Origin of the sequence: Streptomyces sp. ISL-66 (assembly GCF_018614135.1) — a bacterium.
Lineage (GTDB): Bacteria > Actinomycetota > Actinomycetes > Streptomycetales > Streptomycetaceae > Streptomyces.
On the sequence record NZ_JAGGOW010000220.1, the window covers coordinates 1 to 12,212 of the forward strand.

Consider the following 12,212-nt stretch of genomic DNA (forward strand, 5'->3'; position numbering starts at 1 on the left):
TGAGGCGCGGCCCGGCCCCGCGGCCGAAACCGGCGGAGCCACCCGCGGCTAGCGACGCCGCATGTCGGCCACCCGCACCCGCTCACCCGCCTGCTGCTCGTGCAACGGCCCCGCACCGCGCAGCTGCGCCGTAGGCCCGCCCCGCCGCTGGACCGGCAGCGGGGATTCCCGGCGCGGCCGGCGCCCGGCCATCCCGCCGCCACCCTCGCCGGAGGCCCCGCCGGAGGCGGTTCCCCCCGCCACGGTGATCTGCACGCCCTGGTCCGCCAGCGCCTGCAATTCCGTGGCGGCCCGGTCGTCGTGCGCCGGCGGCTCGTCCGTCACCAGCCTGGTGATCACGTCCGTCGGCACGGTCTGGAACATGGTGTCCGTACCGAGCTTCGTGTGGTCGGCCAGGACCACCACCTCGGCGGCCGCCTGGACCAGCGCCCGGTCCACGCTCGCGGAGAGCATGTTGGACGTGGACAGCCCGCGCTCGGCGGTCAGACCGCTCCCGGACAGGAAGGCCCGGGAGACCCGCAGGCCCTGGAGGGACTGCTCGGCACCGCTGCCGACCAGCGCGTAGTTGGACCCGCGCAGGGTTCCGCCGGTCATCACCACCTCCACCCGGTTCGCGTGTGCCAGTGCTTGTGCGACGAGCAGCGAGTTGGTGACGACGGTCAGTCCGGGCACCCGGGCGAGCCGGCGGGCCAGCTCCTGGGTCGTGGTGCCGGCTCCGACGACCACGGCTTCGCCCTCTTCGACGAGACTGGCCGCGACATCGGCGATGGCGGTCTTTTCCGCCGTAGCGAGATGGGACTTTTGCGGAAAGCCGGACTCTCGCGTGAATCCGCCCGGCAGTACCGCACCGCCGTGCCGGCGGTCGAGGAGTCCTTCTGCCTCCAGTGCCCGCACGTCCCGCCGTACGGTCACTTCGGAGGTCTGGACGACGCGGGCGAGCTCCCGGAGCGATACCGCTCCGTTGGCCCGCACCATTTCGAGGATCAATTGGCGACGTTCTGCAGCGAACACGAAACTGACAGTAACCCCAGCGACCGTCTGCTTTCAGCTCCTTGCACCGGAATTCCGAAGTTGTCCGTACCGTGGGGCAACTAGTGGTATACGGCGTCGGCCCGCCGCGCACCTGCTCCGCGACGGGCCTAGGACCCACTCCAAAACCCCTGTACAGAAGGGCTGTTATCGGTATTTAGGCCTCGCCGGCGGCCTTCCGCGTGTGCAGCTGGCGCGCGACCTCCGCGATCGAACCCGACAGCGAGGGGTACACGGTGAACGCTTTTGCGATCTGCTCGACCGTCAGGTTGTTGTCCACGGCGATCGAAATCGGGTGGATGAGCTCGCTCGCACGCGGCGAAACGACCACGCCGCCGACGACGATCCCGGTTCCGGGGCGGCAGAACAGCTTCACGAAGCCGTCCCTGATGCCCTGCATCTTGGCGCGCGGGTTGCGCAGCAGCGGGAGCTTCACGCACCGGGCGTCGATCTTGCCGGAGTCCACGTCGGCCTGCGTGTAGCCGACGGTGGCGATCTCCGGGTCGGTGAAGACGTTCGACGAGACCGTCTTCAGGTTCAGCGGGGTCACCGCGTCGCCGAGGAAGTGGTACATCGCGATGCGCCCCTGCATGGCGGCCACGGACGCCAGGGCGAAGATCCCGGTCACGTCGCCGGCCGCGTACACGCCGGGTGAGGAGGTGCGCGAGACCTTGTCGGTCCAGATGTGCCCGGACTCCTTGAGCCTGACCCCGGATTCCTCCAGGTTCATGCCGCTGGTGTTGGGCACCGCGCCGACCGCCATCAGGCAGTGCGTGCCCGTGATGACCCGGCCGTCGGAGAGGGTGACCTCGACCCGGTCGCCCACCCGCTTGGCGGACTCGGCGCGGGAGCGGCCGATGACGTTCATGCCGCGGCGGCGGAAGACGTCCTCGAGGACGGCGGCGGCGTCCGGGTCCTCGCCCGGCAGCACGCGGTCGCGGGAGGACACGAGGGTCACCCGGGAGCCGAGGGCCTGGTAGGCGCCGGCGAACTCGGCGCCGGTCACGCCGGAGCCGACCACGATGAGCTCCTCGGGGAGCTCGTCGAGGTCGTAGACCTGGGTCCAGTTCAGGATCCGCTCGCCGTCGGGCATCGCGTCGGGGATCTCCCGGGGGTGCCCGCCGGTCGCGATGAGCACGGCGTCGGCCGTCAGGATCGTCTCGCTGCCGTCGGCGGCGGTGACGATGACGTCGCGCGTGCCGTCGATGCCCTGCGGGCCGCCGAGCTTGCCGCGTCCCCGTACGACGCGGGCGCCGGCCCGGGTGACGGAGGCGGTGATGTCGTGCGACTGGGCGAGCGCGAGGCGCTTGACGCGCCGGTTCACCTTGCCGAGGTCCACGCCGACGACGCGCGCGGCCTGCTCGATGTGCGGGGTGTCGTCGGCGACGACGATGCCGAGCTCCTCGTACGACGAGTCGAAGGTCGTCATGACCTCGGCGGTCGCGATGAGCGTCTTGGAGGGGACGCAGTCGGTGAGCACCGACGCCCCGCCCAGACCGTCGCAGTCCACGACGGTCACCTCCGCGCCGAGCTGGGCCCCCACGAGGGCCGCCTCATACCCGCCTGGTCCGCCGCCGATGATCACGATCCGGGTCACGAAAACTCCGCCTCACGTCTACCCGGCCGGCTGCCGCCCCGGCCGGGGCTTCCGGGGGTCTCCCCGGGGGATGCATTCCGTGCCCCATTGTCCCGCACGCATCAAGGTGCTTCACCCCCAGGCCGCCGTACGGGCGCCGGGGCGGCCCCGGCGCTGCCCCGGCGCGCGCAAGGCCAGGCCAGGGCCCTGCCGACGGCCGGCGGGTTCCGCCGGGGTCCGGATGCCGGGCCGCGACGCGCGTCCCGGTGACCTTCCCCCCACCCGGCCGGGCACGCGGCGGAGGTGGTCCCTCCCGTACTCTCGACCCCATGTCGCTCTACGCCGCGTACGCCGGCAACCTCGACCCGCGGCTGATGACGCGCCGCGCTCCCCATTCGCCGCTGCGCGGCACGGGCTGGATCAACGACTGGCGGCTGACGTTCGGCGGCGAGCAGATGGGCTGGGAGGGCGCGCTGGCGACGGTCGTCGAAGCGCCGCGCCACCAGGTCTTCGTGGCGCTGTACGACGTCGCGCCGCTGGACGAGGACTCGATGGACCGCTGGGAGGGCGTCGGGCTCGACATCTACCGCCGCATGCGGGTGCGGGTGCACACGCTGGACGGCGAGGAAGCCGCCTGGATGTACGTCCTGAACGGCTACGAGGGCGGCCTGCCGTCCGCGCGCTACCTGGGCGAACTGGCCGACGCGGCCGAATCCGCGGGCGCGCCCCACGACTACGTGATGGAACTGCGCAAGCGGCCCTGCTGACGGCGCTCGCGCGGCCCGGACCCGGCCGGCCCCGACCGGCCCCTCGCGGCCGGACGATTCGGCGGAAACGACAAGACAACGATCCGAACACCGTGAGCTGCGCCATCTACGCGCGTAGGCCGAGAGCGGCTACGCTCTTCCGCGTGAACGCATCTGTTACCGACCCCTTCGCCGCCGCCGACGCCGCCGCCGCCCGCCTCCGTGAACTGACCGGCGCCGAGACCCACGATGTCGCCCTCGTGATGGGCTCCGGCTGGGCCCCCGCCGCAGAGGCGCTCGGTGCGCCCGAGGCCGAGTTCCCGGTCACCGACCTCCCCGGCTTCCCGCCGCCCGCCGTCGAGGGCCACGGCGGCAAGATCCGCTCGTACAAGATCGGCGACAAGCGCGCGCTGCTCTTCCTCGGCCGGACCCACTACTACGAGGGCCGCGGCGTCGCCGCCGTCGCCCACGGCGTCCGTACCGCCGTCGCCGCCGGCTGCAAGACCGTCGTCCTGACCAACGGCTGCGGTGGTCTGCGCGAGGGCATGAAGCCCGGCCAGCCCGTGCTGATCAGCGACCACCTCAACCTGACGGCCACCTCGCCGATCGTCGGCGCGAACTTCGTGGACCTGACCGACCTGTACTCGCCGCGCCTGCGCGCGATGTGCAAGGAGATCGACGAGACCCTCGAAGAGGGCGTCTACGTGCAGTTCCCCGGCCCGCACTACGAGACCCCGGCCGAGATCAACATGATCCGCGTCATGGGCGCCGACCTGGTCGGCATGTCCACCGTGCTGGAGGCCATCGCCGCCCGTGAGGCCGGCGCCGAGGTGCTCGGCATCTCCCTGGTCACCAACCTGGCGGCGGGCATCTCCGGCGAGCCGCTGAACCACGAAGAGGTGCTCCAGGCCGGCCGCGACTCGGCCTCGCGCATGGGCAAGCTGCTGACCCAGGTCCTCGCCCGGATCTGACCCGGCGAACCGACCGACCGACGAGAGGTAGTGCAGGACGTGCAGGACGCGCAGGACGATCTGATCGCACGGGCCCAGGCCTGGCTGGCCGAGGACCCGGACCCGGAGACGGCGCGCGAGCTCGCCGGACTCATCGACGCCGGTGACACGGCCGAGCTCGCGGACCGCTTCTCCGGCATGCTCCAGTTCGGCACCGCCGGGCTCCGCGGCGAGCTGGGCGCGGGCCCGATGCGGATGAACCGGAGCGTGGTCATCCGGGCCGCGGCGGGCCTCGCGGCCTACCTCAAGGCCCAGGGCCACGCCGGCGGCCTGGTCGTCGTCGGCTACGACGCGCGCTACAAGTCCGCGGACTTCGCCCGCGACACCGCCGCCGTGATGACCGGCGCCGGGCTGCGCGCGGCCGTCCTGCCCCGCCCGCTGCCGACGCCCGTCCTCGCGTACGCCATAAGGCACCTGGGCGCCGTCGCCGGCGTCGAGGTGACCGCGAGCCACAATCCTCCCCGGGACAACGGCTACAAGGTCTACCTCGGCGACGGTTCGCAGATCGTCTCCCCGGCCGACGCCGAGATCGCGGCGCAGATCGACGCGATCGCCGCGCTGGCCGACGTACCGCGCCCGGACGGAGGCTGGCAGGACCTCGGCGACGAGGTCCTGGAGGCCTACCTGGCGCGTACGGACGCGGTCCTGACCCCCGGTTCCCCCCGGGGCGTGCGGACGGTCTACACGGCCATGCACGGCGTCGGCAAGGACGTGGTCCTGGCCGCCTTCGCCCGCGCCGGCTTCCCCGCCCCGGTCCTCGTGGCCGAGCAGGCGGAGCCGGACCCGGCCTTCCCGACGGTGGCCTTCCCCAACCCGGAGGAACCGGGCGCGATGGACCTGTCCTTCGCGACGGCCGCCCGGGTCGACCCGGACATCGTCATCGCGAACGACCCGGACGCCGACCGCTGCGCGGTGGCCGTTCCGGACGACGCGTCCGAGTCCGGCTGGCGGATGCTGCGCGGCGACGAGGTCGGCGCGCTGCTCGCCGCCCACCTGGTGCACAAGGGCGCGCGGGGCGTCTTCGCCGAATCCATCGTCTCCTCCTCCCTGCTCGGGCGGATCGCGGAGGCGGCGGGCGTCGGCTACGAGGAAACCCTGACCGGCTTCAAGTGGATCTCCCGGGTCGAGGGCCTGCGCTACGGCTACGAGGAGGCGCTCGGCTACTGCGTGGACCCCGAGGGCGTCCGCGACAAGGACGGCGTCACGGCCGCCCTGCTCGTCGCCGAACTGGCCTCGGAGCTCAAGGAGCAGGGCCGGACCCTGACCGACCTCCTGGACGACCTGGCGATGGAGCACGGGTTGCACGCCACCGACCAGCTGTCGGTCCGCGTCGAGGACCTGTCGGTCATCGCCTCGGCGATGGCGGCGCTGCGCGCGCGGCCCCCGCTCTCGCTGGCGGGCCTGCGCGTCACCTCGGCGGAGGACCTGAACCGGGGTACGGCGACGCTCCCGCCCACGGACGGGCTGCGCTACTACCTGGAGGGCGACTACAAGGCCCGGGTGATCGTCCGTCCGTCGGGCACGGAGCCCAAGCTGAAGTGCTACCTGGAGGTCGTGGTCCCGGTGGCGGACGCCGCGGACCTCGCCCCGGCCCGCGCCCGCGGCCGGGAAGTCCTCGACGCGATCAAGAAGGACCTGGCGGCGGCAGCGGGCATCTAGCCTTCTCGACGCGCCCCTCGCACCACGGCGTCAGGGCGCCAGGGCGCCTCACGGGCTTCGGCCCGCTGCGCCGGACTCCGTCCGTCGGTCTGTCGGTCCCTACCTCGGCCCCCTGAGCTCCGGCTCAGGGGGCCGACGTCGGATCCGGCCCTTGCCCGGGGCCGGTCGCCGTCCTGGTGCGGTTCGGTCGCCGGACGGGCCGGACGGAGCGTCGGGGTACGGGCCGCGGGGGCAACACCTCAGGAGCGGCCGGTGACGTGGCCGCCGTCCACGCGCAGGACGTGGCCCGTGACGAACTCCGCGTCCGCGAGGTAGAGGACCGCCTGCGAGATCTCCGCGACCTCGCCGACCCGGTTCAGCAGCGCGAGGCCCCCGTACGCGTCCACGTCGGCGCCCTCGTGCAGCGGCGTGCGCACGATGCCGGGCGCCACGAGGTTGACCCGGATGCCGTCGGCCGCGAGCTCCGCCGCCAGGCTGATCGTCAGCCCGTGCACACCGGCCTTGCTCGCCACCGGCGCCGAGGCCGGGAAGCCGGCCAGGCCGTGCTCCACCAGGACGGTGCCGATGTTGACGACTCCGGCGCGGCGCCCCTGCGCGCGCACCGCCCGTACGAAGGCCTGGGTGGTGAGGTAGGTGCCCTTGAGGTTGTGGGTCAGGAAGCCGTCCAACTCCTCCTCGGTGACCTCGGTGAAGGGCTTGGACGCGAAGGTCCCGGCATTGTTCACGAGGACGTCGACGGTCCCGAAGCGGTCGAGGGCGGTACGGACGAGCGCTTCGCCGGTGCCCGGGTCGGCGATGTCGCCCGCGACCCAGGCGGTGCGCTCCGGCCGGCCGAGGACGGCCGCTGCCTTGGCGAGGCGGCCGGCGTCGCGGCCGTTGAGGACGACGTTCGCGCCGGCCTCCAGGAAGGCGCGGGCGATGTCCAGGCCGATGCCGCTGGACGAGCCGGTGACGAGGGCGGTACGGCTGCCGTGGACGGCGAAGTCGTGGGTCGTGACGTCGGACATGGTGGAGGTGCCTTTCGTATCCGACCGGTTCGACCGATCGGCTCAACTCGCTGACACCGGAAACGTACGTCCCGTCAACTCATCACACCACGACCGATTTTGAAGCATGTGATAATCCACGCTTATGGATGTCGACCTGCGTGACCTGGAGTTGCTGGAGGCGATGGCCGAGACCGGCTCGCTCACGGCCGCCGCCTCACGGCTCTACGTGAGCCAACCCGCCCTCAGCCAGCGCCTGACCCGGCTGGAGGACCGGCTGGGGATGCGGCTCTTCGAGCGCGCGGGCCGCCGGCTGGTGCCGAACCCGGCCGGCCGCAGGATGCTCGTCGCCGCGCGCCAGGTGCTCGGTGAACTGGAGTCGGCCACCCGCGACCTGCGGGACATCCGTGACGGCAGGGACCGCCGGGTGCGCTTCGCCGCGCAGTGCAGCACCACCTTCCCGTGGCTGCCCCCCGTACTGCGAGCCTTCCGCGCACGGGAGCCGGACACCGAGGTGCGGATCGTCACGGTCCCCGACGACGCGCCGATCCCGGCCCTCCTCGCCGACCTCGTCGACGTCGCCCTGGTCACCAAGCAGGACGCGCAGATGGACCGGGTGCGGCTGAGCCCGCTGTTCGAGGACGAGATGGTGGCCGTGGTGCCCGCCGGGCACCCCTGGGCGTCCCGCACGCATGTGACGGCCCGCGACTTCACGGGCGTGGACCTGGTCCTCTACGACGTCTACGACCAGAGCCGCATCCCCGCGCAACCGCTGCCGATCCCCCCGGACGCCCGGCCCGCCCGCATCACCACCATGCCCCTGGTGACCGACCTGGTCATCGAGATGGCGGCGGGCGGGCAGGGCGTGGCGATCCTGCCGAACTGGGTGGCGTCGCCCTACGCCGCCTCGCACGGCCTCGCCCTGGTCCGCATCGGGGCCCGGCCCCTGACCCGCACGTGGTTCTGCGCGACCCGCCCCGGCCCCCTCCCGCCCCGCCAGGCCGCCTTCGTGGAAGAACTGACGACCCACCTCACGGGCCCGCGCCTCCCCTGAAGAGGACGAGGCCGACGCCCCAGGGGCGACGGCGAGGTCCCCCGACGGTTCTCGGTCCCGCGGCGCGTCAGGAAGGCGTCGGGAGGACCACGTCGCCCAGGGTCGGGACGGCTTCGGGGCGGGAGCGGACGGCCGCGCTGCACTCCCAGGCCCGCGGCGGGTCCGAGTCCGGGCCGCCCAGGACCACCGGTCCCGGTCCCGCCGAGACCGCTTCGCTGTCCGACAGCGTGCACACGATCTGCGACAGGGCCACCGGCGGCAGGTCCTCCGGCTTGCGGCTGAGGCGGACCGTCCCCGCCGGGTCGCCCGGCCGCGGCGCGGCCGCCGTCAGTCCGGCCGGGACCCCGGTCGTGAAGCCCGCGTCCCGTTCCTCCGGCGACGGCTCCCGCTGCAGCGCCTCCAGCAGGGCCTGGCTGACCAGTACGACCGCGTCCCGGGACGGCTTCTTCTCCGGCATCGGCACCACTCGCTCGACTCCGACCAGCTGGGATCCGCAGACCAGCTCCACCGTGGCCCGGATGCCCTGCACGGTGGCCGAGCCGGTCGACGGTTTGGCCGGGGTGTCGCAGGACACCCGCGAGGGCGCCGCGCCCACGTCCACCGGCACGGTGCTCGCCTGGATCCCGCACCCCGAGAGGGCGAGCCCCCCGACGGCGAGTCCGCACAGGGACGCGACCGCCGAACTCCGCATGCGGCTACGACTACGCCTCGTCTTCATGCGCGATCACCTTCCCCACGTCCATCGGCAGCCGCAGGGTGAACAGCGCACCGCCCTCCGCCCTGTTCGCGGCGGTGATGTCGCCGCCGTGGATGTGCGCGTTCTCCAGCGCGATCGACAGGCCCAGCCCGCTGCCGTCCGACTTCGGCCGGGAGGCGCTCGCCTTGTAGAACCGGTCGAAGACGTGCGGCAGCACGTCCTGCGGGATGCCCGGCCCGTTGTCCCGCACGGCGATGACCAGCCACTCCCCCTCCACCAGCACGGAGACCCGTACCGGCGAACCGCCGTGCTTGAGGGCGTTGCCGATCAGGTTGGCCAAGATCACGTCCAGGCGCCGCGGATCGAGGCGCGCCACGATTCCCCGCTCCGCGTCGAGTTCGACCGCGTCGAGCCAGGCCCGCGCGTCGATGCACGCCGTCACCTGGTCGGCGACGTCCACGTCGTCCAAGACCAGCCGCGCGGTTCCCGCGTCGAAACGGGTGACCTCCATGAGGTTCTCCACCAGGTCGTTCAGCCGCCTGGTCTCGCTCACGACCAGCGCCACCGCCGGTGCGATCATCGGATCGAGATCGTCGACCTCCTCCTCCAGCACCTCGGCGACCGCCGTCAACGCCGTCAGCGGCGTGCGCAGTTCGTGGGACATGTCCGCGACGAACCGCCGGCTGGACTCCTCCCGCGCGCTCATGTCGGCGACCTTCTTCTCCAGCGCCTCCGCCGTCTTGTTGAAGGTGTGCGCCAGGTCGGCGAGTTCGTCCGTCCCCGACACCTCCAGGCGGTGGTCCAGCTCCCCCTCGCCGAGCCGCCGCGCCGCGTCACCCAGCCGCTGTACGGGCTTCAGCACGGTCCGGGCCGCGGCCTGCGCGAGCAGCGCGGAGCCGAGCAGCGCGAGGCCGGTGGCGATGGTCAGCGACCAGGCCAGGGCGTTGAGGTCGTCGCGCTCATGCGCGAGGGACTTGTACATGTAGCCGGTCGGCCCGCCGCCCACGATCCGGGTGCCGCCGACCAGGTACGGATTGCCCTGCGGCTTCGTCCGCTGCCAGTACATGTGGTATTCGGCGTCGTTGACCGCCGTCGTCTTCTGCCGGTCGTTGACCGCGCGCTGGAGCGACTTGGGCACGTCCGACATCCGGAAGGCGTCGGGGCCGGCCGCGCCGGTCACCTTGGTGCCGTCCTTGCGCTCGCACAGGAGCAGCACGCTGTAGCCGGGGCTGCTGGCCGCCATCATCTCGGCGGTGCGCTGCAGTTCCTCCTGCGTCGGATCGACGGGCAGCGCGGCGGCCCGGTTCTGCATCTCCTGGCGGAAGTCGCCGAGGGCCGCGTCCTGGGTCCGGTCGAGGACGGCCTGGCGGTTGAGCCAGTACGCGATCCCGGACGCGGAGACGGCGGTGGTCAGCGCGACCAGGGCGAACACGATGAGGAGCCTCAGCCGCAGGCTGGTCCAGCGCCGGCCCGCGAAGAGGGCCTTGATCACTGAGGGGAGTCCAGTCGGTAGCCGACGCCCCGCACCGTACGGATCAGGGTGGGCGACGAGGGCACTTCCTCGACCTTGGCGCGCAACCGCTGCACGCACGCGTCGACGAGGCGCGAGTCCCCCAGGTAGTCGTGCTCCCAGACGAGCCGCAGGAGTTGCTGCCGCGAGAGCGCCTGGCCGGGGCGCCGGCTGAGTTCCAGCAGCAGCCGCAGCTCGGTCGGGGTGAGCTGGAGGTCCTCGCCGTTCTTGGTCACCGTCATGGCGGACCGGTCGATGACCAGCGAGCCGAAGACCGCGGAGTCGGTGGCCTCCCGCTCCCCGCGGCGCAGCACGGCCCGGATGCGGGCGTCGAGCACCCGGCCCTGGACGGGCTTGACGACGTAGTCGTCGGCTCCGGACTCCAGGCCGACGACCACGTCGATGTCGTCGTTGCGCGCGGTCAGCAGGATGATCGGCAACTGGTCGGTACGGCGGATCCGCCGGCACACCTCGAAGCCGTCGATCCCGGGGAGCATGACGTCCAGGACGATCAGGTCCGGCCGCTGCTCGCGCAGCAGTTTGAGGCCGTCCTCTCCCGTCGCCGCGGTGGCCACACGGTGGCCCTGGCGTGACAGGGAGAGTTCGAGGGCCGTGCGGATGGCGTCGTCGTCCTCGATGAGCAACAGGAAGGGCACGGGCTCATTCTGTCCCATCGGCCCTCGGGACTTCGACCGCCCGGCGTGCCCAATCCCGGACGGAGGTGCGGCGCAGGTGCGGCGGGAGCCTGGCGCACGTGTGGCGGGCGTCCGCCGCGGACTGCCGCGGACCGGCGCGGGTCCCCGGCCCGGACTCGGCCCGGACTCGGCCCGGACCATCCCCGGACCCTGTGACAGGCCTGTGACAGTCGAAGGACACCCCGGTTATGTCGGGCGGGCAGTCTTCTACCAACGAACGGACAGACTCCACGACGGGGGGCGCGAGATGAGCACGCTGCACGGAACCACAACCAGCGCGGTTGTCACGCGGCTGCACGATGTGAACCGCCGGACGGCAGTCCGTACGGCGACGGCCCCTTCCCGGCGGCCGGCGCACGTGGTGGCCATCGACGCGAAGACCTACCAGCGCCCCTCCGTCCCCGTGCAGCGCACGCCGGACTCCGCGTACCGCACGGATTCCTCCAACGAGGCCGAGTTCACCGCGTACGTCCAGGAGCGGCGGTCCGCCCTCTACGCGACGGCCTTCCACCTGACCGGCGACCGTTACGAGGCCGAGGACCTGCTGCAGACCGCGCTGTTCTCCACGTACCGCGCCTGGGACCGCATCAGCGACAAGGCCGCCGTCGGCGGATACCTGCGGCGCACGATGACGAACCTGCACATCAGCGCCTGGCGCCGGCGCAAGCTCAACGAGTACCCGACCGAGGAGCTGCCGGAGACGGCCTCGGACACGGACGCCATGGGCGGTACGGAGCTGCGCGCGGTGCTGTGGCAGGCGCTCACCCGGATCCCGGAGCCGCAGCGCACGATGCTGGTGCTGCGGTACTACGAGGGCCGCACCGACCCGGAGATCGCGGAGATCCTGGGCATCAGCGTCGGCACGGTGAAGTCGAGCATCTGGCGCTCGCTGCGCCGGATGCGCGAGGACGAGGCCCTGAGCTTCGGCCGCGACGAGTCGGAGTCCTTCGAGGAGCTCGTGGCGTAAGGCCCCTGCGGGGACGCACGGCCACGAAGACGAGCACGACGCGAGCGCCGAGCACGACGCGAGCGACACACGACCACACAGACCATGGGCCGGGGGGCCCGTCCTACGGGGGTGGGACGGGGGTCGCGGGGGGCAAGAGGCGGGATCGAGCGGCCGGGGGTCCGCCTGATCCCGCCTCTTGGCGTTCACGGCGACCACGGGGTTCATGGCGATCCCGCGCATCCGGGCGGCCAGGCCCGGCCCCGCCCGACCCGGCGGCTACGCCGGCGCCGCGGCCCGGTGG

General features: G+C 72.6%; 11 protein-coding genes. 5 read left to right on the top strand and 6 right to left on the bottom strand.

Going from position 1 to position 12,212, the window contains the following annotated elements; genetic code table 11:
* Positions 1-48: 48 nt before the first annotated feature.
* Together J7E97_RS33720 and J7E97_RS33725 are read right to left on the bottom strand one after the other, a co-directional pair.
* Entirely contained in the window at positions 49-1,011 is a 963-nt protein-coding gene (locus tag J7E97_RS33720) for a DeoR/GlpR family DNA-binding transcription regulator (RefSeq protein WP_215035173.1), read from the bottom strand.
* Between the two features lie 175 nt (positions 1,012-1,186).
* The gene (locus tag J7E97_RS33725) at positions 1,187-2,626 is read right to left on the bottom strand and encodes an NAD(P)H-quinone dehydrogenase (protein ID WP_215035175.1); all 1,440 of its coding nucleotides are present in this window, start codon (positions 2,624-2,626) and stop codon (positions 1,187-1,189) included.
* A 308-nt stretch (positions 2,627-2,934) separates the two neighbouring features.
* On the opposite strand from J7E97_RS33725, the gene J7E97_RS33730 reads away from it, so the two are divergent.
* From J7E97_RS33730 to J7E97_RS33740, 3 genes are all read left to right on the top strand, one after another.
* Positions 2,935-3,372: a gamma-glutamylcyclotransferase gene (locus J7E97_RS33730; protein ID WP_215035177.1), complete on the top strand. Its 438-nt coding sequence runs from the start codon at positions 2,935-2,937 to the stop codon at positions 3,370-3,372.
* A gap of 143 nt (positions 3,373-3,515) precedes the next feature.
* A complete protein-coding gene (locus J7E97_RS33735; RefSeq protein WP_215035179.1) occupies positions 3,516-4,322 on the top strand; it encodes a purine-nucleoside phosphorylase in 807 nt (268 codons plus the stop codon).
* Positions 4,323-4,361: 39 nt separating this feature from the next.
* Positions 4,362-6,020 carry a phospho-sugar mutase gene (locus J7E97_RS33740; protein WP_215035190.1) on the top strand — a complete coding sequence of 553 codons (1,659 nt, stop codon included), beginning with the start codon at positions 4,362-4,364 and terminating at the stop codon, positions 6,018-6,020.
* 239 nt (positions 6,021-6,259) lie between these two features.
* On the opposite strand, the gene J7E97_RS33745 is transcribed toward J7E97_RS33740, so the two are convergent.
* Positions 6,260-7,027: an SDR family NAD(P)-dependent oxidoreductase gene (locus J7E97_RS33745; RefSeq protein ID WP_215035181.1), complete on the bottom strand. Its 768-nt coding sequence runs from the start codon at positions 7,025-7,027 to the stop codon at positions 6,260-6,262.
* 124 nt (positions 7,028-7,151) lie between these two features.
* Here J7E97_RS33745 and J7E97_RS33750 point away from each other — a divergent pair, with 124 nt between their 5' ends.
* Positions 7,152-8,060, top strand: coding sequence for a LysR family transcriptional regulator (locus J7E97_RS33750; protein ID WP_215035183.1), 909 nt, complete (start codon positions 7,152-7,154; stop codon positions 8,058-8,060).
* A gap of 67 nt (positions 8,061-8,127) precedes the next feature.
* On the opposite strand, the gene J7E97_RS33755 is transcribed toward J7E97_RS33750, so the two are convergent.
* Genes J7E97_RS33755 through afsQ1 form a run of 3 tightly spaced genes read right to left on the bottom strand, consistent with a single transcriptional unit; the run spans position 8,128 to position 10,923 of the window.
* Positions 8,128-8,778, bottom strand: coding sequence for a hypothetical protein (locus J7E97_RS33755; RefSeq protein ID WP_251055579.1), 651 nt, complete (start codon positions 8,776-8,778; stop codon positions 8,128-8,130).
* Positions 8,762-10,348: a HAMP domain-containing sensor histidine kinase gene (locus J7E97_RS33760; RefSeq protein ID WP_215035184.1), complete on the bottom strand. Its 1,587-nt coding sequence runs from the start codon at positions 10,346-10,348 to the stop codon at positions 8,762-8,764. Before J7E97_RS33760 ends, J7E97_RS33755 begins: the two co-directional genes overlap by 17 nt.
* Positions 10,246-10,923: a two-component system response regulator AfsQ1 gene (gene afsQ1, locus J7E97_RS33765; RefSeq protein WP_215035186.1), complete on the bottom strand. Its 678-nt coding sequence runs from the start codon at positions 10,921-10,923 to the stop codon at positions 10,246-10,248. The genes J7E97_RS33760 and afsQ1 overlap by 103 nt, the downstream gene beginning before the upstream one ends.
* A 286-nt stretch (positions 10,924-11,209) precedes the next feature.
* On the opposite strand from afsQ1, the gene J7E97_RS33770 reads away from it, so the two are divergent.
* Positions 11,210-11,929 carry a SigE family RNA polymerase sigma factor gene (locus J7E97_RS33770; protein ID WP_215035188.1) on the top strand — a complete coding sequence of 240 codons (720 nt, stop codon included), beginning with the start codon at positions 11,210-11,212 and terminating at the stop codon, positions 11,927-11,929.
* Positions 11,930-12,212: the final 283 nt, after the last annotated feature.

Excerpts from the sequence above, each read along its gene's own strand:
- J7E97_RS33755 (WP_251055579.1), bottom strand. The coding sequence starts at position 8,778 with ATGAAGACGAGGCGTAGTCGTAGCCGCATGCGGAGTTCGGCGGTCGCG.
- J7E97_RS33730 (WP_215035177.1), top strand. The coding sequence starts at position 2,935 with ATGTCGCTCTACGCCGCGTACGCCGGCAACCTCGACCCGCGGCTGATG.
- J7E97_RS33770 (WP_215035188.1), top strand. The coding sequence starts at position 11,210 with ATGAGCACGCTGCACGGAACCACAACCAGCGCGGTTGTCACGCGGCTG.
- J7E97_RS33745 (WP_215035181.1), bottom strand. The coding sequence starts at position 7,027 with ATGTCCGACGTCACGACCCACGACTTCGCCGTCCACGGCAGCCGTACC.
- J7E97_RS33750 (WP_215035183.1), top strand. The coding sequence starts at position 7,152 with ATGGATGTCGACCTGCGTGACCTGGAGTTGCTGGAGGCGATGGCCGAG.